18 protein-coding genes are annotated in these 22,281 nt (G+C 63.0%); 8 read left to right on the top strand and 10 right to left on the bottom strand.

Annotated elements, in window-relative coordinates:
- Positions 1 to 122 precede the first annotated feature (122 nt).
- Positions 123 to 1,664, top strand: a complete 1,542-nt coding sequence (locus PQT43_RS09420; RefSeq protein ID WP_253126648.1) for a PucR family transcriptional regulator — start codon at positions 123 to 125, stop codon at positions 1,662 to 1,664.
- On the opposite strand, the gene PQT43_RS09415 is transcribed toward PQT43_RS09420, so the two are convergent.
- Positions 1,654 to 1,998: a cupin domain-containing protein gene (locus PQT43_RS09415; protein ID WP_267268609.1), complete on the bottom strand. Its 345-nt coding sequence runs from the start codon at positions 1,996 to 1,998 to the stop codon at positions 1,654 to 1,656. The genes PQT43_RS09420 and PQT43_RS09415 overlap by 11 nt on opposite strands.
- Positions 1,999 to 2,013: 15 nt before the next feature.
- Positions 2,014 to 3,399, bottom strand: a complete 1,386-nt coding sequence (locus tag PQT43_RS09410; protein WP_272753756.1) for an NAD(P)/FAD-dependent oxidoreductase — start codon at positions 3,397 to 3,399, stop codon at positions 2,014 to 2,016.
- Positions 3,400 to 3,676: 277 nt separating this feature from the next.
- Between PQT43_RS09410 and PQT43_RS09405 the strand changes: the two genes are divergently transcribed.
- On the top strand, positions 3,677 to 4,990 hold the full coding sequence (locus PQT43_RS09405; protein WP_253085174.1) for a leucine-rich repeat-containing protein kinase family protein: 1,314 nt from the start codon (positions 3,677 to 3,679) through the stop codon (positions 4,988 to 4,990).
- Between the two features lie 68 nt (positions 4,991 to 5,058).
- Here PQT43_RS09405 and PQT43_RS09400 read toward each other — a convergent pair whose 3' ends face one another.
- The 3 genes from PQT43_RS09400 to PQT43_RS09390 form a co-directional block, all read right to left on the bottom strand.
- Positions 5,059 to 5,763: a YebC/PmpR family DNA-binding transcriptional regulator gene (locus PQT43_RS09400; RefSeq protein ID WP_011062247.1), complete on the bottom strand. Its 705-nt coding sequence runs from the start codon at positions 5,761 to 5,763 to the stop codon at positions 5,059 to 5,061.
- Between the two features lie 119 nt (positions 5,764 to 5,882).
- Positions 5,883 to 7,274 carry an FAD-dependent oxidoreductase gene (locus PQT43_RS09395; RefSeq protein WP_267268611.1) on the bottom strand — a complete coding sequence of 464 codons (1,392 nt, stop codon included), beginning with the start codon at positions 7,272 to 7,274 and terminating at the stop codon, positions 5,883 to 5,885.
- Between the two features lie 99 nt (positions 7,275 to 7,373).
- A complete protein-coding gene (locus PQT43_RS09390) occupies positions 7,374 to 8,798 on the bottom strand; it encodes an MFS transporter (protein ID WP_258381462.1) in 1,425 nt (474 codons plus the stop codon).
- 188 nt (positions 8,799 to 8,986) lie between these two features.
- On the opposite strand from PQT43_RS09390, the gene PQT43_RS09385 reads away from it, so the two are divergent.
- Entirely contained in the window at positions 8,987 to 9,874 is an 888-nt protein-coding gene (locus PQT43_RS09385) for a LysR substrate-binding domain-containing protein (protein ID WP_102864667.1), read from the top strand.
- 161 nt (positions 9,875 to 10,035) lie between these two features.
- On the opposite strand, the gene PQT43_RS09380 is transcribed toward PQT43_RS09385, so the two are convergent.
- Positions 10,036 to 10,893, bottom strand: coding sequence for a LysR substrate-binding domain-containing protein (locus PQT43_RS09380; protein WP_102881824.1), 858 nt, complete (start codon positions 10,891 to 10,893; stop codon positions 10,036 to 10,038).
- Between the two features lie 110 nt (positions 10,894 to 11,003).
- Here PQT43_RS09380 and PQT43_RS09375 point away from each other — a divergent pair, with 110 nt between their 5' ends.
- Together PQT43_RS09375 and phnX are read left to right on the top strand one after the other, a co-directional pair.
- Entirely contained in the window at positions 11,004 to 12,113 is a 1,110-nt protein-coding gene (locus PQT43_RS09375) for a 2-aminoethylphosphonate--pyruvate transaminase (RefSeq protein WP_102864665.1), read from the top strand.
- A 102-nt stretch (positions 12,114 to 12,215) separates the two neighbouring features.
- On the top strand, positions 12,216 to 13,043 hold the full coding sequence (phnX, locus tag PQT43_RS09370; RefSeq protein ID WP_267268613.1) for a phosphonoacetaldehyde hydrolase: 828 nt from the start codon (positions 12,216 to 12,218) through the stop codon (positions 13,041 to 13,043).
- A 271-nt stretch (positions 13,044 to 13,314) separates the two neighbouring features.
- Here the strand turns inward: phnX and PQT43_RS09365 are convergent, their stop codons facing one another.
- Complete coding sequence (locus tag PQT43_RS09365; RefSeq protein ID WP_253085203.1) at positions 13,315 to 14,244, bottom strand: 1-aminocyclopropane-1-carboxylate deaminase/D-cysteine desulfhydrase; 930 nt, start codon at positions 14,242 to 14,244, stop codon at positions 13,315 to 13,317.
- 75 nt (positions 14,245 to 14,319) lie between these two features.
- Entirely contained in the window at positions 14,320 to 16,359 is a 2,040-nt protein-coding gene (locus tag PQT43_RS09360; protein WP_267268614.1) for an NADPH-dependent 2,4-dienoyl-CoA reductase, read from the bottom strand.
- A 209-nt stretch (positions 16,360 to 16,568) separates the two neighbouring features.
- Between PQT43_RS09360 and PQT43_RS09355 the strand changes: the two genes are divergently transcribed.
- Both PQT43_RS09355 and PQT43_RS09350 read left to right on the top strand, forming a co-directional pair.
- Positions 16,569 to 17,699, top strand: coding sequence for a carbon-nitrogen hydrolase family protein (locus PQT43_RS09355; RefSeq protein WP_170003378.1), 1,131 nt, complete (start codon positions 16,569 to 16,571; stop codon positions 17,697 to 17,699).
- Between the two features lie 3 nt (positions 17,700 to 17,702).
- Complete coding sequence (locus tag PQT43_RS09350) at positions 17,703 to 18,743, top strand: AraC family transcriptional regulator (RefSeq protein WP_102864660.1); 1,041 nt, start codon at positions 17,703 to 17,705, stop codon at positions 18,741 to 18,743.
- 349 nt (positions 18,744 to 19,092) lie between these two features.
- Here the strand turns inward: PQT43_RS09350 and PQT43_RS09345 are convergent, their stop codons facing one another.
- The gene (locus PQT43_RS09345) at positions 19,093 to 19,944 is read right to left on the bottom strand and encodes a DUF2242 domain-containing protein (protein WP_267268615.1); all 852 of its coding nucleotides are present in this window, start codon (positions 19,942 to 19,944) and stop codon (positions 19,093 to 19,095) included.
- A 92-nt stretch (positions 19,945 to 20,036) separates the two neighbouring features.
- Positions 20,037 to 20,936 (bottom strand): LysR family transcriptional regulator, encoded by a 900-nt coding sequence (locus PQT43_RS09340; protein WP_102864657.1) that lies wholly within the window; start codon positions 20,934 to 20,936, stop codon positions 20,037 to 20,039.
- Positions 20,937 to 21,059: 123 nt separating this feature from the next.
- Between PQT43_RS09340 and PQT43_RS09335 the strand changes: the two genes are divergently transcribed.
- Entirely contained in the window at positions 21,060 to 22,265 is a 1,206-nt protein-coding gene (locus PQT43_RS09335; protein ID WP_267268616.1) for an MFS transporter, read from the top strand.
- The last annotated feature ends 16 nt before the right edge of the window (positions 22,266 to 22,281 follow it).

The following is a 22,281-nucleotide window of genomic DNA, read 5'->3' as shown; positions in this document are numbered from 1 at the left end:
CTACCTGGACGAGTTTTAGTGTCGCCTGCCGCGTCGGCAATCGTACCAAGTTAGAATTCCGCGACTGGCCTTGGTACGTTCGTATGAGCGGGCTTTGCTGGTGGGTGTCGGGGTGGCATGCTGTGGCCCTTCAAGTCCCGGGCCTGATCGAACACGCCATGTCATTGACCGTCAGCGACATCATTCAGATTCCAGCATTGCGCACGCGCCTCATCGGAGGAGCTCGGGGGGTTGACCGACCGGTTCGCTGGGCACACGTCTGCGAGCTGGATGACCCGGCTCAATGGCTGGGGCCCGGGGAGCTGTTGATGAGCACCGGAATGGGCATCCCCGCTGGGCCGCAGGAACAGTGGCGTTATGTACATCGCTTGCAGGCGGCCGGACTCTCGGGGCTGATGATTGGCGAAAGCATGCAGGCACCGGAGGATCTGCAAGGCCTGCAGGACGCTGCCGATGCCTTGGGCTTCGCATTGCTGATGACCGAGTACGGCGTGCCGTTTTCCTCGGTGACCCGGGCCATTGTCGAGGCCACTCAACAGGAAGAAGTTGAGCGTCGGCAGGCCATCACTCGGCTCTACGAGAGTGCGCGCATGGGCATTCAGGGCTTGGGGCTCGAAGCGCTCTTGAACCGCCTGGAAAAAGACGTCAAAGCCAGCCTCAGGCTGCTCGATCCGCACACCCTGGAGCCCTATCTGGCAGGACTTCCAGAAGTCGTTGCCGTACAACGCTCAGCGCTGCAGCAGCGCTTGAAGCCTTCGGGCAATGTGCCTGTGGTGCAACGCTGGCGCTCAGGTGACGACGATGTACTGCTGATGTTGATGCCCAGTCGCCGTCCTTGTGTCCTGGTGGCGCAGGGCGAGAACCTGCCGGACTATGGTTTGTTGCATCACATGGCGGCGGTTTTGGGTATCGAGCTGGAGCGACTGCAGGTCGAGCGGGAACGGCATCTGCGCCTGACCTCGGAACTGCTCGATGATTTGTTCCAGCAACGCTTGTCGGCTCGTCAACTGACCGAGCGTCTGCGAGCGTTCGGCGCGTCGCCGGAGCATCTGCGCGTTGCGGTGATGCACAACGACGGTCGGGAACTGGCCGAGCTGGACGACCTGTTGTCACGGACCGAGGCCAAGGTGCTGATGCGCGTGCAGGGTGACGAGCTGATACTGCTGCTATGGGGGGAGCACAGCCCCCGGACCGTTCAGGTGCGCCTGCACAGGTGCCTGGGCCTGAGTAATCCACTGGGGCATGCCGAACGCGGCCTTGAGGCTTTGCGAGAGGCACGTTTGGCCTTGGCGCATGCCAGCGCCGAGCAGCCCCTGGCTTGCTACGAGCAGACCGAGACGATGGCTCCATGGCTGGCACAGAGCCTGGAGGGTGCGCAACAGACGTTTCAACGGGTACTGGGCAGTCTGCTGGAGTATGACCAACTGCAAGGCACGCAATTGCTGCGTACCTTGCAGGTATTCCTGCAGCAGAATCGCTCGTGGCTGATCGCCGCGAAGGTGTTGCATGTGCACAAGCAGACGTTGGTCTATCGCATTCGGCGCATCGAGGAAATTACCGGACGCTCTCTGGATCACACCGAGGACGTGGCGATTCTCTGGTTTGCCCTGCGCAGCGCCGAGGTCGCCGGGGTGCACGAACGTATCGCTGCCTTCAAGGAATGATCACGAAGCTCTTTCTGACGGTTTCGCGGATGTCCCACTCGCCTAGGCAGTTTGCGGGAAAAAATACCGCATCGCCGGCGTGAATCTCTATCGTCGGGCCGTGGTCGGGTACAAAGAAGCCGTATCCGACTATGAAGTGACTGAACTCGCGCTCCAGTACCTGGCGGCGCCAGCGTCCAGGCGAGCATTCCCAGACCCCGGTCAGTAACGACGCGCCAGCATCCTCCATGCTTATGCGAGTCCTGGCCACCAACTCGCCGATGGGTTGTTTGACGTCAACCGGCATTCCCAACGCCAGGCCTGAAGTGTTGCTGAAGATAATCGGGGCGCTCATGACGGCTCCTTTGATTCAAGGTTTTTTGTCTTCAAGACCGGCGGGGGCCAGCTTGCTCAGCGAATGGGCCAGCCAGGATGGCGCACGACCCAATGCCTGCGCGCGCTCCTTGCGCTTGACGGCATTGCGCACTAGCAGGCCGCCGCAGTAGCGCAAGGGTTCTGGTGGGAACCGGCGCACGGAGCGATTGACCAGGCCGCAGCGGCTCCATTGGTTGTTCAGGTCCAGAGCCAGACTGGCGAGAATCTGTCCCCCCAGATGGCTGGGTCCGACCCCATTGCCGCTCCAGCCCACGCCGTAGATGATCTGCGGCGCATCCTGCAGACGGCCGAACATGGGCAAACTGTCATAGGTCCTGTCGATGGGACCCGACCAGCGATGTTCGATAGCCACGTCGGCAAGCTGCGGGTAAAGGCGCCGAAAGTCCTCTTCGACCTCGGCATGCAACTGTGGCAACTGGTCATAGCGAGTGCCGACCCGGCTGGCAAACGACATCAGGCCGGTGCCCTTGCCGAAGATGATTCGCCCGTCCTGGGTGGTGCGGTAATAGTCGACCATCTGCTGGGAGTCGGTAATGGCTTCGCCGCCGGTCCAGCCGATGGCCTGCAAGCGCTCGGGGATCGGTGCAGTGGCGATGATGGTGCTGCTGACCGGCAACACACTGCGGCGCAATTGCGGTAACTCGGCAGACCAGGCATTGGTGGCCAGGACTACGCGTTGAGCACGGATCTGACCGTGGTCAGTGTGCAGGCGCGTGGGTTGGCCGCGTTCCATTTGCCGAACCCGACTGTTTTCGAAAATGCGCACCCCCTGTTCCAGGGCCACCCGGCGCAGGCCGCGTACCAGGCGAGCCGGATGCACCGTGGCATTGCCCGCCTCGAATACACCTTCCAAGTGCATGGGGGAACCGCAGCGGCGAGCAATTTCGGCGTTGCTCAGGCTACGGAACACGTCCTCGCCCAATGTCGCACAGGTGTGCTGCACGCTTTGCCAGGCGCCACGTTGGGCTTCGGTTGTGGCCGTCCATAGCCAGCCTGACCGCACGAAGTGCGCATCAATGGCATGTTGCTCGCAGAATATTTCAATTTCTTCGATGGCCTGCGCGGAAGCTCGAGCCAGTTTCAGTGCCTCTGCTGCGCCGCACAGCGCAGTCAGGGAACTGATCTTGGGCCACCATGACATGACGAAGCCACCATTGCGCCCTGAGGCACCTGCGCCGCAGATGTCCTGCTCAAGGATGGCTACGGTTTTTTCGGGAGCCAGTTGGCGAATGTGCAAGGCTGTCCATAACCCGACAAAGCCTCCGCCGATGATGGCGATATCCACATTGCAGTGGCCTTCCAGCGCAGGCGCTGGACTGAGCTCATCCGCTAATTCTTGTAGCCAGAGAGATCGTTGCATCGTTGATCCTGCCGATGTTTATCGAGCATTCACAGTGACGGCGAGCTGGGCTGGCGGACAATTGAGCGAAGTACAAAAAAGCTGCGCAGGACTTGTTCGAAGGTATGAAGCGTCACCATTGCAAGCTGAAGCGGGCTACCCCAGCTCTTGATGCTGTCGGTGCTCGACACCGACTTTCTGCAGTTGCGCAAACGCAAACCGCCGCCCAGGCAGCAAAACCGCCCGATCTGTTTTATCCTCCCCGCCCTTTTCCTTCTTTCGAGTACTGACGCTGTTCATGGATACCCTTGCTCAACTGCGAGCCGGCCAGCTGGCCGGAATCAAGCGCCTGGACCTGTCCTGTGGACTGACCGAGTTCCCCCGGGAGATCTTCGATCTCGCCGACTCCCTGGAGATCCTCAACCTCAGCGGCAACGCCCTGAGTAGCCTGCCCGACGACCTGCATCGCCTGACCCGCCTGCGCATCCTGTTCTGCTCGGACAACCAGTTCAGTGAAGTACCGGCCTGCCTCGGCCAATGTGGGCAACTGAGCATGATTGGCTTCAAGGCCAACCGCATCGAACGGGTCCCGGCCGCCGCCCTGCCGCCGCAGCTGCGCTGGCTGATTCTCACCGACAACTGCATCACTGAACTGCCCGAAGAGCTGGGCCAGCGCCCGCTGCTGCAAAAGCTCATGCTGGCCGGCAACCGCCTGACCGCCCTGCCCCAGAGCCTGGGCCAGTGCCACAACCTGGAGCTGCTGCGGATCGCCGCCAACCAGCTGCGCGAGCTGCCGCCGTTCCTCCTGGCCCTGCCACGCCTGACCTGGCTGGCCTACGCCGGCAATCCGCTGGAGTCGGAAGCCGACGCCACGGCGCTGGCATCCACGCCAAGCATTCCCTGGAGCGAACTGACCCTGGAGCAGCGCCTGGGCGAAGGCGCCTCGGGAGTGATTCACCAGGCCCAGTGGCAACCCGCCGGGCAGCCGCCGCGCGCGGTGGCGGTCAAGCTGTACAAGGGCGAGATGACCAGCGACGGCTCGCCGCTGCATGAAATGAACGCCTGTATCAGTGCCGGGTTGCATCCGAACCTGATCCGGGTCGAGGGCCGCATCGTCGAGCATCCCCAGGGCCAGAACGGGCTGGTGATGCAACTGATCGACCCCAGCTACCGCAACCTTGCGGCGCTGCCGAGCCTGGATTCCTGCTCCCGGGATATCTACCCGGATAACGCGCACTACCGTGCCGGCGTGATTCTGCAAATCGCCCGCGGCATCGCTTCGGTGGGCGCCCACCTGCATGCCCAGGGCATTACCCACGGCGACCTCTACGGCCACAACACCCTGTGGAATGAACAAGGCGACTGCCTGCTGGGGGATTTTGGTGCGGCGTCCTTCCATGCCAAGGACGACACCCCAGAGAGCTGGGCGCTGCAACGCCTGGAAGTGCGGGCCTTCGGTGTCTTGCTGGAGGAATTGCTGGAGCGTGGGGATGGCTCGCTGAGCCTGGAACAGCGGCAGAAACTGGCGGCGCTGGTGCAGCGCTGCTGTCAGCCAGAGGTGCTGGTACGACCGGACTTTGCCCAAGTCTGCGAGGAATTGGCGGGGCTTTAAAACAGCTTCGCCGGCCAGCCGGCTCCTACAGAGGTATGCAGGAGCCGGCTGGCCGGAGAATCACGGTTTTAACCCGCCAGGCCGACGAACATGTCCTGCACGTCGTCATGGTTGTCCAGGCCTTCAAGGAAGGCCTCGACTTCAGCCATCTGCTCATCGCTCAGGCCGCTCACCGGGTTCTTCGGCTGATAGCCCAGCTTGGCCGACAACACGGTGAAACCTTGCTCGGGCAGGGCTTTCTGTACCGCGTCCAGGTCCGCAGGCTCGGTCAGGAACAGGGTCGCGCCCTCTTCGCCCGGCTCGAAATCCTGGGCACCGGCCTCGATGGCGGCCAGTTCCGGATCGGCGTCCGGGCTGTCCGGCGAGGCTTCGATCATGCCCACGTGGTTGAAGTCCCAGGAGACCGAGCCCGAAGCGCCCAGTTGGCCCTTGCGGAAGGCCACGCGGATTTCCGCCACGGTGCGGTTGATGTTATCGGTCACGCATTCAACGATCAGCGGCACCTGGTGCGGGGCAAAACCTTCGTAGGTCACGCGGTGGTACTGCACGGTCTCGCCCAGTTGGCCCGAACCTTTCTTGATGGCGCGCTCAAGGGTCTCGCGGGGCATCGAAGCCTTTTTCGCCTGCTCCACCACCAGCCGCAGGTGGGCGTTGGTGGCGGTGTCAGCGCCGTTACGTGCGGCAATGGTGATCTCTTTCACCAGCTTGCCGAAGATCTTGCCCTTGGCGTTGGCTGCCGCTTCTTTGTGTTTAACCTTCCACTGTGCGCCCATTACTCACTCTCTTGATCTATGGCGTCGAGTTGGATTTGGCCGACGCGATGGGCAAGTTTATACGTCCTCAGGGCCCTGATCGACCAAAAAGTCAGCGACCGGCCCTACCCCGCCAGGCTTCAGCCCTTGTCGGCCTTGCCGGCGGCCGCAGCGAAACGCGCCAGACGCACATCCAGATGCCGCGGCCGACGCCCATGATCCTCGGCCCGCTCCTTGCGGCGAATGGCGTTGCGCACCATGAGCGAGCCCAGGTAGCGGATCGGCTCCGGGGGGAAGTAACCCAAGGGACCGTTGACCAGGGGCGAACGGGTCCAGGGATTGTCCAGGCCCTGGACCAGGGATGCGAGAATCTGCCCTCCCATATGACAGGGGCCCACGCCGCTGCCGGAATAGCCGAACCCATAGAAGAGGTTGCCGGCGCGGCTCATCTGGCCGAAGAACGGCAACCCGGTGATCGAGCGATCCGACGGACCGTTCCAGGTCGCAGCCACCGGCACCTCGGCAAAGGCCGGGAAGAACTGCCCCAGGCTCTTGTGCAACAAACCGGCATAGGGCGACGGCTGGTCGAATACCGGCAGCATGCGCCCACCGTAGGCAAAGGTGTTGCCGCCCTTGCCGAGCATGATCCGGCCGTCCGGAGTGTTGTGGTAGTAGTGCACGAAGATTCGCGAATCCAGCACCGTCACGCCGCTGGTCAAGCCGATCTGCTGCAGCAACTGCGGACGCGGCTCGGTGATCAGCATGTCACTGGAAACAATCGCCACACTGCGTTCGAACTGCGGGAAGGCCCGGGCCATCCAGGCGTTCATCGCCAACACCACGCGCTGGGCACGGATCTGTCCCAAAGGGGTGCGCAACAGCGCCGGGCGCCCTTCTTCCAATCCGGTCATGGCGCTGTGCTCATGGATTCTGACCCCCAATTGCAAAGCCACCCGGCGCAAGCCACGCACCAGCAACCCCGGCTGCACACTGGCGGCGGCCGGCGAGTACCAGCCTTCCAGGTGCTGGCTGGAACCGGCCATGCGCTGCACATCGGCCAAGGGGCGCTTCTCGAAAGAATTGATGCCCCGGCGTTCCAGGGCCGCGATCACCCCGTCGGTGGAGCCGACCTGGGCCTGGTTGGTGGCGGTGTACAAGGTACCGTCGAGGCGATAGTGAGCCTCCACTCCATAGCGCTCGCAAAATGCGCCGATGGCATGGATGCTGCGCTCCGACTCCTTGACCAGGCGCACCGCCTCCTCGATGCCGAACAGACGCTCCAGGGTGAAGTACTTGGCCGACCAGGACAGCGCACAGCCGCCATTGCGCCCACTGGCACCGGCGCCGCAGATATCCGCCTCGATCAGCAGCACATCCAGCCCGGGGTTCTGCTCCTTGAGCATGATGGCTGTCCACAAACCGGTGTAGCCACCGCCGACAATGGCCACCTCGCAGGTGGTATCGCCTTGCAGAAGCGGACAGGGGGCCAGGGTTTCCTGTTGCAGGGCCTGTTCCAGCCAGAAAGGTCGCATGGGTGAGTCTCCAGGAAAAAAACGGCAAGTGGGTGCGCTGGCAAGCCAGCGCCTACAACACTTCGTAGGAGCCGGCTTGCCGGCGAAGAGGCAGAAAAGTCAGGAACGCAGCGGCTTGATCAACAAAGGTCCATTGGGAACGAGCCCGCGCACCGGCTCGACCCCTTGGGGCCGGCTGTTCCAGAACGGCATCAGCAACAGCGCAGAGACCAGGGCACAGCCGGCAAACACGATGAACACCGTCACCGTGTCGAAATAGCCCGGCAACAAGCCCCCCAGTACCGCCCCCACCGAGCCACAGCCATTGACGAAGCCTGCCGCCGTGGCCCCGGCCTTGGCCGAACCGAAATCAATGGCCGCCGCGCCGCTGATCATCGAGTCCGGCCCGTACAGGGTCAGCCCCATGAAAAACAGCAGCAGCATCACCAGCAGCACGCTGCCGGTGTGCAGCGCCCCCATGAACAGCGCCAGGGACACCGTCAGCGCCAAGAGGCTGAGGACACAGGCCGGCATGCGCCGGGCACCGAACAGCTTGTCCGAGGCCAGGCCGATCATGATCGGCCCCAGCAGCCCGGCCAGCTCGAAGGTGGTGGGCACGATCGCCGCCCCCACCTTGCCCACCGACGGCATCTGCTCATAAACGATCACCGGTCCCCACAGCAGAATCGCGTAGCGCGCCGGTTTGAGCAGGAAGTACGACAGACCGAGAACCAGCACCGTGCGATTGCGCAGGATCTCCCGCAACGGCTCCCAGACACTCAGGCGGCGCTCGGCGGCCTCCTCCTCGGCACTCTGTGGCGCCAATGGCTCCACCGCCGGCAAACCCACATCCTGCGGGGTGTTGCGCTGGAAGATAAAAAACAGCACCGCCGTCAGCCCCACCACCACGGCACTGGAGATGAACGCCGCATGCCAGGTGCCGATCAGGGTATAGGCCCACCAGCCGGCAAAGGGCGACGCCACCAGCCCGCCAAAGGCGTAGCAGGAACTCCATAGCCCCAGGACCCGGCCACGCTCCCGGGCAGGAAAGAAACTGCCCATGTTCTTGCACAGCCCGGACCAGCCGGTGGACTGCGCCAGCCCCTGGATCAGCATGCACGTGGCGAACACCGGCAAGGTGGCGAAGCTGCCCATGACCAGGGCCGCGGCCGCGGAGATCAGCAGGCCGCCCAGCACTACCACCCGCGGGCCGAAACGGTCGGCGAAGATTCCCCAGGTGAACTGGCCCACGGCGTAGGCCGCCAGGTAGATGGCGTCGAGGTTGGCCATGGCCATCTTGTCGAGGGTGAAGTCGGGATCGTCGGCGATCCCCAGTTTGGCGACGGAAAAGGCTTTGCGGGTGAAGTAGAACGCCGCGTAGGCGATCCAGGTGATGGCGAAAATCTGCACGCGCCAACGTTTGATGGTGCCGTTGTGCTTATTCATTGTGGTTCTGACCTCAGGGTGAGTGTGCCGGCAGAATGAGGAGCAAACGCCTGTGTTTTTTATTGTTGAGCACTGCAGCAGAGCCCTTGAGGCAGGCACTGCTGGTCAGATGAGTCCTGTTGCTTTCCCTGTTTCGGGACTTGGGGGTGCACGCACAGGCATCAGGGCCGGGTACGGGTCGACTGACGGGTCACCCGGCCTTGAAAGATGGAAGCAATTACCAATTAATAAGTGAAATCGATTTATCGTATTTCAAATATAAGTCCAGCTTGTAAGAGGATCTGCCTATGTCGGTTTCCCACGCACAGTTGAAGGCCTTTCATGCGGTGGCCGTGCACGGCAACTTCACCAAGGCCGCCGAACGCCTGTTCCTCACCCAGCCGGCGATTTCCGATCAGGTGCGCAAGCTCGAAGAGCGCTTCGGCGTCATCCTGTTCCATCGCAACAAACGCTCGGTACGCCTCACGGATCTGGGAGAACGCCTGCTGGCCATCACCCAGCGCCTGTTCGTGGTGGAGGCCGAAGCCAAGGAACTGTTGCAGGATTCCCAGGCCTTGCAGACCGGCAGCCTGGTACTGGCGGTGGATGCCCCGGTGCATGTGCTGCCGCAGATCGCCCGGTTCTGCGAGCTGTACCCCGGGATCAATGTGAAGATCGAGACCGGCAACACCGACGAATCCCTGCTGCGCCTGTTCAACTACCAGGCCGACCTGGCCCTGTTGGGACGCGAGGTAGACGACGAGCGCCTGCTGTCCTTGACCCTGCGCAACGACCCGATGGTGGCCTTTGTCTCGCGCAATCATCCCTGGGCCGATCGCCAGTCCATCTGCCTGGCCGACCTGGATGACACGCCCCTGGTGCTGCGGGAAGTCGGCTCGGTAACCCGGCAGACCCTGGAAGAGGAAATGAATCGGGCCGGCCTGCGGATTCGCCCAACCATACAGGTGGAAGGCCGGGAAGCGGCGCGGGAGGCGGTAGTGGTGGGGATTGGCGTGGGGGTGGTCTCGGCGGCGGAGTTCGGCGCCGACTCCCGGGTCTGCGCCCTGCCGATCATCGACTGTCAGCGGCGCATGACCGAAACCCTGGTGTGCCTGCGCGAGCAGAGTTCACGGCGGATCGTCGCGACCTTTCTCGATCTGGTACGCGAAAGCCTGGCCTCCCCCACCGCCCCGTAGGCGCCGGCTTGCCGGCGAAAGCGATCTCCAGGCACCACTACCGTAGGAGCCGGCTTGCCGGCGAAGGCGATCTCCCAGGCACCGCTACCGTAGGAGTCTGGCTTGCCGGCGAAGGCGATCCCTGGGGCCTCTTCGCTGGCAAGCCAGCTCCTACGGGGCGGTCAAGGAGCCAGGGCGAAAAACGCCTGGATCAAGCGCAGGTCACGGCGCCGTTCCATGCAACCGAGCATGTGCCGGTTGATCAGGCCAGCACCACGAATCGGCACCGTGCACACCCGCGGGTCGTGCCCCACTTCCACTGAACTGACGATCCCGACCCCCAACTGCGCCGCCACCGCTTCGGTCACCGCCTCGCGGCTGTCCAGTTCCAGCAGCACGCGGGGCTGGACCCTGGCCAGCACGCAAGCCTCATCGAAGGTGCGCCGAGTGATGGAGCTGGGCTCGCGCAGCACCATGATCACCTGATCCAGTTGTTCGATGGCAATGCCTTCAGACAGCTCCAGCCAGGGATGCCCCTGGGGCACCAGGGCACACATCCGCGACTCACCCAGGCTTTGCAGGTGCAGGCCCTTGCGCGGCTCGACTTCGGTCAGCACCGCCACGTCGGCGTGTTCCGACAGCAGCGCCGCCAGGGTTTCCTGGGCATTGCCCAGGCGCAAGTTGACCGTCACCCCCGGATACTTCGCCCGCAGGCTGGCCAGCATCGGCATCACCATGTGCGGGCCGTCCGCCGCTACTTCCAGGCGCCCGGTCAGCAATTGCCGGTTGGCCTCGAGCATGGCCTGGGCCTCTTCGGCCAAACCGAACATGGCCCGGGTGATGGCCGCCAGCTTGATGCCTTCCTCGGTCAGTTCCACCCGGCGCGCAGTGCGCCGCAGCAGGGTGATCTGGTAATGCTCTTCCAGGGCCTTGATATGCCCGGTCACCGCCGGCTGGCTGATAAACAGCCGCCCGGCAGCCCGGGTGAAGCTGCCTTCACGGGCCACGGCGTCGAATGCGCGGAGTTGAAACAGGTTCATAGCTATCGGCCTCACTGATGGCTGGCATAACAACAAACAATTTGATTGATGACAAGGCAAACTGCAATTTAGTCCCCGTAGCTTCATCCCATCACTTTCGAGGACACAGCATGAGCATCGCCGAGCCAATCCTGCTTACCCCCGGGCCCCTGACCACATCCGCCCGCACCCGCCAGGCGATGCTGGTGGACTGGGGTTCATGGGATGACCGCTTCAACCAACTGACAGCCAGCCTGTGCCAGCAACTGCTGGCCATCGTCAACGGCGCCGACAGTCACCACTGCGTCCCCCTGCAAGGCAGCGGCACCTTTGCCGTGGAAGCCGCCATCGGCACCCTGGTGCCCCGCAACGGCAAGGTCCTGGTGCTGATCAACGGTGCCTACGGCAAGCGCCTGGCGAAAATCTGCGAAGTGCTCGGCCGCGACTTCAGCACCTTTGAAACCGCCGAGGACGAACCCACCACCGCCGCCGACGTCGAGCGCCTGCTCCAGGCCGACCACCGCATCAGCCACGTGGCCCTGATCCACTGCGAAACCAGCACCGGCATCCTCAACCCGCTGCCGGAGATCGCCCAGGTGGTGGCCCGCCACGGCAAACGCCTGATCATCGACGCCATGAGCTCCTTTGGCGCCCTGCCCATCGATGCCCGGGAAATCCCCTTCGACGCATTGATCGCCGCCTCCGGCAAATGCCTGGAAGGCGTGCCCGGCATGGGTTTTGTCTTCGCCCGCAAGGAGTCCCTGGCCCAGGCGGCGGGCAACGCCCATTCCCTGGCCATGGACTTGCACGACCAGCACAGCTACATGGCCAAGACCGGCCAGTGGCGCTTCACCCCACCGACCCACGTGGTCGCTGCGTTACATGAAGCCCTGCTGCAGTACAACGAGGAAGGCGGCCTGCCGGCACGCCATGCGCGCTACGCCGACAACTGTCGGACACTGCTGGAAGGCATGGGGAACTTGGGCTTGCGCAGCTTTCTGCCGGAAGCAATCCAGGCGCCGATCATCGTCACCTTCCATGCCCCGCAAGACCCGCGTTACCAGTTCAAGGATTTCTATGAACGGGTCAAGGCCAAGGGCTACATCCTCTACCCGGGCAAGCTGACCCAAGTCGAAACCTTCCGCGTGGGCTGCATCGGTCACGTCGACCGCCGCGGCATGCAGGCCGCCGTCGCCGCCATCGCCGAGGTACTGCAGGAAATGGAAGTCCAGAACATCTGACTCCCCGCCGTGCCTGCAGGAGCGAGCTTGCTCGCGAAACAGGCGATGCGATCCCGAACCTTTTTTCGCGAGCAAGCTCGCTCCTACACAGGCATTGAAACCATGAACTACAGCAACCCTTCTCAGCTGCAAGCGGCGATCCTCGACTGGGCCGGCACCGTGGTGGACTTCGGCTCCTTCGCTCCGACGCAGATCTTTGTCGAAGCCTTTGCCGAATTCGATGTGCAGGTGTCTATCGAAGAAGCCCGCGGCCCCATGGGCATGGGTAAGTGGGACCATATCCGCACCCTGTGCGACCTGCCGGAGGTGGCCGAGCGCTACCGCAAAGTCTTCGGCCGTACGCCCACCGATGCCGACGTCACAGCCATCTACGAGCGCTTCATGCCATTGCAGATCGAGAAAATCGCCGAGCATTCGGCACTGATTCCTGGCGCCCTGGAAGTGATTGCCAAGCTGCGCGAGCAAGGCATCAAGATCGGCTCCTGCTCCGGTTACCCCAAGCAGGTGATGGACAAGGTGGTGGCCCTGGCCGCCAGCAACGGCTACGTCGCCGACCATGTAGTGGCCACCGACGAAGTGCCCAACGGTCGCCCCTGGCCGGCCCAGGCCCTGGCCAATGTGATCGCCCTGGGCATCGATGATGTTGCCGCCTGCGTGAAGATCGACGACACCGTGCCAGGGATTCTCGAAGGCCGGCGCGCCGGCATGTGGACCGTGGCCCTGATCTGCTCGGGCAACGCCCTGGGCCTGACCTATGACGGCTTCCGAGCCCTGGCCAGCGACACCCTGGTCAGCGAGCGCAAGCGTATCCATAAACTGTTCGAGGCCTCACGCCCGCACTACATGATCGACACCATTGCCGATCTGCCTCAGGTCATCGCCGACATCAACCAGCGCCTGGCCCGAGGAGAGATGCCCCAGAGCCACTGATCAGGCCCCAGCTCCACAACTAAACGGCGGCGCTCCTGGCACCGCCGTTTTTTTATCGGGCATTGCCCCGCCGGGGCCCTGGCAAGGGCGATAAAAGCCCCTGTCGACTCAGGCAAACCCTCGGATAGCGGATTACAGTTACAGCACTCCGTCATGCAAGAACGGAGGCTTCAGACCTGATGACCGAGGATGTCCCGTATGCCCTGGCCGGGCTCTATCACCACTACGTGATGCGCGATAACACCCTGCAACGCATGTGGCGCAAAGCGGATCAGGCCTGATCGGCGAATCCACGGCGGCCTTGCAAGCCGCCGGTATGCACGAAGATCAACCGGCTACCCGCGGCAAAGCGCCCGGCCAGGACCTGCGCCTGCAAGGCCAGCAGGGCCTTGCCGGTGTACAGCGGTTCCAATGGCAAGCCGCTGTATCGCTCACTCAGTTGGATGAACTCCCGCAGCTCTGCGTCGACCTTGGCAAAACCGCCACGACTGCTGTCCAGCAGCTCATAACGGCCACTGTTCAGCCCGGCCTCCTGCAAAATATCCGCAACCTGCTGCGCCACCCCGTGATCCGCAGGCACCGCCAGTGCGCCATACACCGGGTGCGCGCCAGCCTCCGCCAGCACCAGCCCGGCCAGGGTGGTGCCAGTACCGACGGCCAGCCACCAACCGTGATAGTCGCTCCAGCCCAAGGCCGGCAACTGTTGCTGCACCTGTTGTAGCAACGGCCGGCAGCCTGAAGCCCCCGCCAGGCCACCGCCCCCTTCGGGCACCGGATACAGCTCGGGGTACTGCGCCTGCCAAGGCGCCCAGAAACCGGGGGCATGGCGCTCCCGGTAACCGGCGTAACCCAGCCAGTGCACCTGCATGCCGAAACGCTGCAGGTCGCGCACGGTCGGGGTGTCTTGTGGATGGCCGCGCAACAGCCCGACCGTGGGGAAGGCAAAACGCCGACCGGCAGCGGCCAGGGCGTGCAAATGATTGGAATGGGCACCGCCCAGGCTGATGATGCCGGCGGCACCACACTGGCGTGCGGTTGCCAGGTGTTCGGTCAGCTTGAACCACTTGTTGCCGCTGATCAGCGGATCGATCAGGTCCAGGCGCAGCACCGCCACCTCGACCCCGGCTTGAGACAGCCAGTCCAGGTCCAGCCGTTGCAGCGGTGCCTGGGGCAGCCAATCGAAGGAATCGGGAAAGGACATCGGCGTCAGGTTCAACATGCAAAGAGGCGCAGTCTACCAGTGCGCCTCTTTGCCCGCTGCGTGTCGCTGACGCCGTTACAGCTGTGCCGCCAGGCGCGAGCCCTGATTGATGGCACGCTTGGCGTCGAGCTCCGCGGCCACATCGGCGCCGCCGATCAAGTGCACATTCTGCCCTGCGGCCAGCAGGCCGTCCTGCAGCTCACGCAGCGGGTCCTGACCGGCGCAGATGACGATATTGTCGACCGGCAGCACCTGGGGTTCTCCTGCCTCGCCAATGCGGATATGCAGACCGGCGTCGTCGATCTTCAGGTATTCGACGCTGTTGAGCATCTGTACCTGCTTGTTCTTCAACCCGGTGCGGTGAATCCAGCCGGTGGTCTTGCCCAGGCCGTCGCCGACCTTGGTTTTCTTGCGCTGCAGCAGGAACACCTGACGGGCCGGTGCATGGGGCTCAGCCTTGATTCCCGCTACGCCGCCACGGGCTTCGAGCTGGGTGTCGATGCCCCATTCCTTCCAGAACGCTTCACGGTCCTGGCTGGTGGCCACGCCCTGGTGCACCAGGAACTCGGAGACGTCGAAGCCAATGCCACCGGCACCGATCACTGCCACGCTCTTGCCGACCGGCTTGCGCTCCAGCAGCACGTCCAGATAGCTCAGGACCTTGGAATGCTCCACCCCGGGAATCGCCGGCACACGCGGGGCGATACCGGTGGCCAGGATGATTTCGTCAAAACCGCCGGCCACCAGTTGCTCCACATCCACCCGGGTGTTCAGGCACAGCTCGACATGGCTGGTCTGCAGCTTGCGCTTGAAGTAACGCAGGGTTTCATAGAACTCCTCCTTGCCCGGCACCCGCTTGGCGATGTTGAACTGGCCACCGATCTCGCTGGCGGAGTCGAACAGGGTCACCTGGTGGCCACGTTCAGCGGCCACGGTCGCGGCGGACAGGCCCGCCGGGCCGGCCCCCACTACGGCAATCTTCTTGATCTGCGTGACCGGCAGGTAGTTCAGCTCGGTCTCGTGGCAGGCACGGGGGTTGACCAGGCAACTGGTGAGCTTGCCGCCGAAGGTATGGTCCAGGCACGCCTGGTTACAGCCGATGCAGGTGTTGATCTCGTCGGCGCGACCGGCGGCGGCTTTATTGACGAAGTCCGGATCGGCGAGGAACGGCCGAGCCATGGAAACCATGTCGGCATCGCCCTCGGCGAGGATCTGCTCAGCGATTTCCGGGGTGTTGATGCGGTTGGTAGTGATCAGCGGAATACTCACCGAACCGCGCAGCTTGGCCGTGACTTTGCTGAATGCGGCGCGAGGCACCTTGGTGGCGATGGTGGGAATCCGCGCTTCGTGCCAGCCGATCCCGGTATTGATGAGGGTGGCGCCGGCCTGTTCGATGGCCTGGGCCAACTGCACGATTTCTTCCCAGGTGCTGCCGCCTTCCACCAGGTCGAGCATCGACAGGCGGAAGATGATGATGAAGTTCGGACCGACCGCCTCACGCACCCGGCGAACGATTTCCACCGGCAGGCGCATGCGGTTTTCGTAGCTGCCACCCCAGCGGTCGGTACGGTGGTTGGTGTGGGCCGCCAGGAACTGGTTAATGAAATAACCTTCCGAGCCCATGATTTCGACGCCGTCGTACTCGGCTTTCTGGGCCAGGGTCGAGCAGGTGACGAAGTCGCAGATCTGCTTCTCGATGCCTTCCTCGTCCAGCTCCTTGGGCTTGAACGGGTTGATCGGCGCCTGGATCGCGCTGGGGGCGACCTGCTTGGGGCTGTAGGCATAACGCCCGGCGTGGAGAATCTGCATGCAGATCTTGCCACCCGCCTCGTGCACCGCACGAGTGACGATCTGGTGCTTGAGGGCCTCTTCCTCGGTGGTCAGCTTGGCGGCGCCGGAATACACCCCGCCCTCGTCGTTGGGACCGATACCGCCGGTGACCATCAGGCCTACGCCGCCGCGGGCACGCTCGGCAAAATACGCCGCCATGCGCTCGAAACCGCCGGGCTTCTCTTCCAGGCCGGTGTGCATGGACCCCATCAGGGTACGGTTGCGCAGGGTGGTGAACCCCAGGTCGAGGGGGGCCAGCAAGTGCGGGTAAGGTGCGGCAGCCATGGTGTCACTCCAGATCGGGCAATCACGGAAAGTGTGGAAGCTCTGCGTCTTCCATCGGTAGTGCTCCACAGACTAAGAGCACAGTACCCGGTGCTCAATGACCGTAACTGACAACTTATTGATCCAAACGCACAGCGCCCCTTGGCAAGCGTCGGCCCGGGCCCTACCCTAGTCGACGACTCCTGCACACGGCCGCTGACTATTTCCCCATGCGCAAACTTCTCTACATCATCCTCACTCTGGCCCTGCTTGCAGCCGCCACCCGCTACGCAATCTGGACTCGCGACCGTCCAGAGGCGCACTACCTGTCGGACCTGCGCATCCAGCTCGCGGTGGATCAAGGCGTGCCAGCCGATCATGGCAACCTGCTGGCGATTCAGCCTGAACTGTTCCCCACCGACTACCAGAACATCGAACGCCTGCATCGCAAGCTGGCGGCCTACTTGCAGCAAGCCACTGACAAAGGCCTGGTCAACGCCAAGACCATCGTCGTGCTACCGGAGCATATCGGCACCTGGCTGATGGTCAGTGGTGAAAAGAACGAGCTGTACCAGGCCGCCTCCTTGAAAGAAGCGATGAACTGGCTGGCCGTGAGCAACCCCTTGCCGTTTCTCAAGGCGCTGATCAGCGCCAGGGGCGACAGTCGCCTGGACGATGCGTATCTGCGCATGAAGGCGAAGAAAATGGCCAAGGACTATCAGTGGCTGTTCGGCGGCCTGGCCAAGGAGTTCCAGGTGACCCTGGTGGCCGGCACCATCATTCTGCCGGAGCCCAGTGTCAGTCAGGGCACCCTGCAGATTGGCAGCGGCGCCCTGTACAACAGCAGCCTGGTGTTCGGCAGCGATGGCCTGCCCATGGGCCAGCCTCAGCGGCAGATCTACCCGACCTATGCCGAAAGCGGCTACCTGAAGGGCGATACCGATACAGCGCTACGGGTGATCGATACCCCCGCCGGACGGCTCGGCGTACTGATCGGCAGCGACAGCTGGTACCCGGAAAACTATCGCAAGCTCAATGAGCAGAGCACTCAATTGGTGGCGGTTCCGGCCTTTGTCATGGGCCGCGACGGCTGGGACAAACCCTGGCGCGGTTACAAGAGCATCGCCACCCCCAGTGAAGTCAGCCTCAAGCCCGAGGAAGCCAGCGAAGGCGAGGCCTGGCATCGCCTGACCCTCACTGCCCGCCCGCCCAGCAGCCTGGCCAGTGCCGGGGTCAGCGTGTTCCTGCGTGGCCAGTTCTGGGACCAGCGCAGCAGCGGCCAGAGCTTTATCAACAGCAATGGCCAGACCTTTGCCGACGAGGGCACCCGGGGTGCTCGCTTGCTGAACATCTGGTTGTAGTCGATGAAGACGCCGCCGATGCGCCTGGGAGACCTCTCGGTGGGGTTCGTCCACAGCCTGGTGGACGCGGTCCGCAGTCATGGGCTGGACCCGACACCGTTGCTGGAACAATACGCACTGGACGCCGCCAGGCTGGGGGAAGCCGGGGCACGCTTGTCGATCCCCCGCTACATGCGCCTGGGCCACGGGGCGATCCAGCTGACCGGTGACCCGGCACTGGGTCTGCGCATGGGCCGCCTGAGTCGCCTGAGCCAGATGGGCCTTGCGGGGGTGACTGCCGCGCAAGCCCCTACCGTGCGCGAAGCGGCTCGCTGCCTGACCCGTTTCGAGGCCTTGTACGGCTCCAACTATCGCGGCCAGTCGAGCTTTCACGAAGACGCCAACGGTGCCTGGCTGCGCTTTTATTCCATCAGCCCCTACAACGCCTACAACCGTTTCGTCGTGGACTCGATCATGTCCGGCTGGCTTCAGCAGCTGTCGAGCCTTTGCGGCCAGGCCATTCATGCTGAGCAGATCGACATCGAGTTCGAGCGCCCGGACTATCACGACGCCTATGCCCTGCTCGGCCCAACGCCCATCCAGTTCGGTGCTGAACAGAACCAGCTGCGCTTGAGCCAGGCCAACCTGGCCCTGCGCAATCCGGAGCATTGCCCCAGCACCTGGCGGCATCTGGTGCAGCTATGTGAAAGAGAACTGGAACAGTTGACCCGGACCCGCAGCCTGCGCGAACGCATCATTCAGCTGTTGGGCCCTCTGCTCAACGGTGGCCGTGAGCCGGACCTGGAAGAAGTGGCGATGCGCCTGAAGCTGCCGACCTGGACCCTGCGGCGCAAGCTGGCGGAAGAAGGGACGCAGTTTCGAGCGATTCTCAACGACACTCGTCGCGACCTGGCCATGACCTATATCCGCGATACCGAACTGGCATTCGGCGAGATCGCCTATCTGTTGGGCTTTGCCTCAGCCGAGGCATTTCAACGGGCTTTCAAGCGTTGGAACGGGCAGACCCCGGGGGAATTCCGGCGCAGCCACCGACAATTCGGCTAAAAAAAAACGCCACCGGCGTTACAGCTCGGTGGCGTCTTCTGCTGGTTCCAGGGGATCGAGCTCGAAAGCTTGATACTCCAGCAGTTCCTCTTGGTATTCGTCCATGGCGGACTCCTTTTCCGTTGATTGAATAACCCTGTGCCTAATGACTGTCGGGACCAGCATAAAGTGCCGGGATGACAGAAAAAATACTACCCCTCCGGTCAAGATTTATGTCGTTAAAACGTAACAGCCCGTGAGAAATTTAAGCTGTGGATACCTATGCAACGGCAATGATTGCAGCCGAAGGCGAGCGCGATGTAAACATCGGGCCGACTTTAAAGAGTCGGCCCGAGAACCCTAGAACCGATCAGTGCCCGCTGCCCGGCAGAGCGGGAATCGGCTCGGTCGGCGGCGGCAGACTGCTGGCGGGGGGCGCAGTGACGGCTTGATTGGCAGGCGCCAGCTCGCTGCTGGCAGCCGGCACAATCGGCGCGACTTCCGCTGGTGGAGCCACGGGCTGGGAGAGCGTTGGCTCAGGCTCATTGGCGGGCACCAGCGGCGCGACCACAGCACTCGGCTCGATCACTGGGCTCTGTGGCTTGGACTCAGGCTTGGGTTCCGCCTCGGGCTTGTTTTCAGGAACCCCCAGATCAGCCTTGGGCTTCTCTTCGATATGTGCAGCCTTCTTCACTTCCTGGGGCAAAAACAGCTCGACCAGGGCGAAGTAGCGCTCATAGAACTTGGCAGACGAGACCGTCTCACTGGCCACCTTGACCATGGAATCGTCGGTGGAACCGATCGGCATTGACACCGAACCCAGCACTCCGACGCCCAGGCTCGCCGAGTTGTTCACCTTCTTGAGTGCATAACGGTCCTGCAAGGCGTTGGCAAACACCGTCGAACGTTGGTCGCCGCTGCCATCCTGGGCACAGACCACATTGAAGCTGATCTCCAGATGGGTCTCACCGGTCTGCTGGAAGCTCTTGTGGCCACTGACCAGCTTCGGGTCGTTGCTGGTGATGATGTAGCCCTGGCTCAGCAGAGCCCGGCGTGCGGCTTCACAGGAAGCGGTATCGCTGACCGGGTAATTGCGCGAAAAAGTGCCGGAATCATCGAAGCTTTCATGCTCGTAGATGGCGGTCTTGTGCGTCGAACAACCGGCGACAGCGGACAGCAGCAATGCCGCGGCTGCGGCGCGCAGATGAAATGATCTAAACATCGAAAATCCTGAGGAAAACGCTCCGGCGCGTATTGTGCAACAGATCAATGCCACACCGCGCAGGTAATTGGTGTCTTAAATTTCACACAAGTTTACTGACCGTTGTTTGCCGGAAAAAGTCGCTCGCTCAAGTGCTCGATCAACACCCTCAGCTTGGCCGCCGCATGTCGGCTCGATGGCCACAGCACCCAGAACGTGCCGCTGTGTTCCAGGTACTCGTCGAGCACTGTCTGCAACGCTCCCCGGCGGACCGCCGCCTGCACCATGAAATCCGGCAAACAGGCGATACCCAAACCGCTGCGGGCAGCGTGTTCCACAGCCTCGATGGAGCTGCTGGTCAAGCGGGTCGGCAGCAGCGGTTCCGGTAAGTGGGCCTGGGGCTTGAACGGCCACGGTTCAAGTTTGCCGGTGTGGTGAAAGGTGTGCCGCAGGCAGGCGTGCTCGCGCAGTTGCTGGGGACATTGCGGCAAGCCGCGCTGCTTGAAATAGTCGGGACTGCCCACCAGCACCATATGAAAGCGCCCCAATTGTCGGGCCAGGAGCCGGGAGTCCTTGGGATTGCCCGTGCGCACTACCAGGTCAAACCCCTCCTCCACCACGTCCACCATGCGATCGGAAAGGTCCACGTCCAGCTCGATCTGTGGATAGAGCTGCATGAACTCCGCCAGTACCGGCATCAACAGCCCGTGAACTTGGGGAGCGCTGATCCGCAACTTACCTACAGGCGCACTGGAGGAATCGCACAGCTGGAACTCCGCAGCCTCCGCTTCGGTAGCTATCCGGCGGCAGCGCTCGAGGAACCCGGCCCCCTCGGCGGTCAGGCTGATACTGCGGGTGGTGCGATGGAACAGGCGCGTCTCCAGACGCTCCTCAAGCCGCGCGATGCTCTTGCCCACGGCTGAAGAGGACACTCCCAATAGCCGCCCCGCTTCGGTAAAGCTACGTGTCTCGGCCACCTGCATGAACACCGGAATACTGCCCAGCCAGTCCATTCTGCCTCCTGCGATTAAGGACTTCTGTGTCCGATAAGTTCGGAACCTTAGCCTATTTTTCCGCCATGCACAGAACCCTACCCTGTGAGCTTCATTTCTGCCCCTGCACAACGGTGCCCGACCATGAGCAACTCCGCCAATGCCTGTGAACTGCTACAAGCACCCGCCGAGACCCGCGAACGCCTGCCTGTCGGCGGCCTGCTGGCTCTCGCCAGCGCCGGTTTCATTACCCTGATGACCGAGACCCTGCCGGCTGGGCTGCTGCCACAAATGAGTGCCAACCTTGGCGTCTCACCTGCACTGATTGGCCAGCTGGTGACCTTCTATGCCCTGGGTTCGCTACTGGCCGCCATCCCGCTGATCATCCTCACCCAGGGCTGGCGGCGGCGCCCCTTACTGTTGCTGGCCATCGCCGGCTTTGCCCTGGTCAACAGTGTTACCGCTCTCTCCAGTGACTACAGCCTGATTCTGGTGGCACGCTTTTTCGCCGGGGTCTTCGCCGGCCTGCTCTGGGCCTTGCTGGCCGGGTATGCCAGCCGTATGGTGGCGCCCCACTTGCAAGGACGGGCAATCACACTGGCCATGCTCGGCGCGCCGGTGGCTCTGTCGGTGGGAATGCCCGCTGGAACCTGGCTGGGCAACCTGGTGGGCTGGCGCATGAGCTTTGCTGTCATGACCTTGCTGACCCTGGGGCTAATTGGCTGGGTACTGGTTCAGGTGCCGGACTTCCCGGGGCTGCGCGCACAGAAGCGCTTGTCGCTGGCTCGAGTCCTGGCCTTGCCGGGGATCCGACCAGTGCTGTTGGTGACTTTTGCCTATGTGCTGGGACACAACATTCTCTACACCTACATCGCGCCCTTTCTTGAGCCGGTCGGGCTTGGTGAGCAGATCGAGCGGGTGTTGCTGGTGTTTGGCCTGGCTGCATTGTTGAGCATCTGGCTGGTGGGCCTGCTGATCGATCGCTGGCTGCGTCAACTGGTGCTGGTCAGTTGCCTGCTGTTCATCGGCTCGACCCTGATGCTGGGGCTGCTGAGTGACTGGCCAGTGGCGATCTATGGGGCGACCGCTATCTGGGGGCTGTCCTTCGGCGGCATGGCCACCCTGCTGCAAACCGCACTGGCCAAGGCCGCAGGCGAGCACGCTGACACCGCGCAGTCGATGCTGGTCACCCTATGGAACCTGGCGATCGCCGGTGGCGGCCTGGGTGGCGCCTTGCTGCTGCAAGGGCCGGGAGTGGCGATCTTCCCCTGGGTGATCGCCGCGCTGTTGCTGATCAGCCTGGTGGTGGCGGTGAACGCCCGGCACCAGGGCTTTCCAGTCAGACGCTGATCCTCGACCCAAGCCT

It is taken from the genome of Pseudomonas sp. BLCC-B112 (assembly GCF_028550695.1).
Classification (GTDB): domain Bacteria; phylum Pseudomonadota; class Gammaproteobacteria; order Pseudomonadales; family Pseudomonadaceae; genus Aquipseudomonas; species Aquipseudomonas danubii.
The sequence above is the reverse complement of the archived record's forward strand: the minus strand, read 5'-3'. Positions and strand labels throughout refer to the sequence as shown.

Coding starts and splice junctions, on each gene's coding strand:
- PQT43_RS09335 (WP_267268616.1), top strand. CDS start 21,060: ATGAGCAACTCCGCCAATGCCTGTGAACTGCTACAAGCACCCGCCGAG.
- PQT43_RS09410 (WP_272753756.1), bottom strand. CDS start 3,399: ATGCAACGATCTCTCTGGCTACAAGAATTAGCGGATGAGCTCAGTCCA.
- PQT43_RS09350 (WP_102864660.1), top strand. CDS start 17,703: ATGAAGACGCCGCCGATGCGCCTGGGAGACCTCTCGGTGGGGTTCGTC.
- PQT43_RS09375 (WP_102864665.1), top strand. CDS start 11,004: ATGAGCATCGCCGAGCCAATCCTGCTTACCCCCGGGCCCCTGACCACA.
- PQT43_RS09395 (WP_267268611.1), bottom strand. CDS start 7,274: ATGCGACCTTTCTGGCTGGAACAGGCCCTGCAACAGGAAACCCTGGCC.
- PQT43_RS09405 (WP_253085174.1), top strand. CDS start 3,677: ATGGATACCCTTGCTCAACTGCGAGCCGGCCAGCTGGCCGGAATCAAG.
- PQT43_RS09380 (WP_102881824.1), bottom strand. CDS start 10,893: ATGAACCTGTTTCAACTCCGCGCATTCGACGCCGTGGCCCGTGAAGGC.
- PQT43_RS09365 (WP_253085203.1), bottom strand. CDS start 14,244: ATGTCCTTTCCCGATTCCTTCGATTGGCTGCCCCAGGCACCGCTGCAA.
- PQT43_RS09345 (WP_267268615.1), bottom strand. CDS start 19,944: ATGTTTAGATCATTTCATCTGCGCGCCGCAGCCGCGGCATTGCTGCTG.
- phnX (WP_267268613.1), top strand. CDS start 12,216: ATGAACTACAGCAACCCTTCTCAGCTGCAAGCGGCGATCCTCGACTGG.
- PQT43_RS09415 (WP_267268609.1), bottom strand. CDS start 1,998: ATGAGCGCCCCGATTATCTTCAGCAACACTTCAGGCCTGGCGTTGGGA.
- PQT43_RS09355 (WP_170003378.1), top strand. CDS start 16,569: ATGCGCAAACTTCTCTACATCATCCTCACTCTGGCCCTGCTTGCAGCC.
- PQT43_RS09340 (WP_102864657.1), bottom strand. CDS start 20,936: ATGGACTGGCTGGGCAGTATTCCGGTGTTCATGCAGGTGGCCGAGACA.
- PQT43_RS09360 (WP_267268614.1), bottom strand. CDS start 16,359: ATGGCTGCCGCACCTTACCCGCACTTGCTGGCCCCCCTCGACCTGGGG.
- PQT43_RS09400 (WP_011062247.1), bottom strand. CDS start 5,763: ATGGGCGCACAGTGGAAGGTTAAACACAAAGAAGCGGCAGCCAACGCC.
- PQT43_RS09385 (WP_102864667.1), top strand. CDS start 8,987: ATGTCGGTTTCCCACGCACAGTTGAAGGCCTTTCATGCGGTGGCCGTG.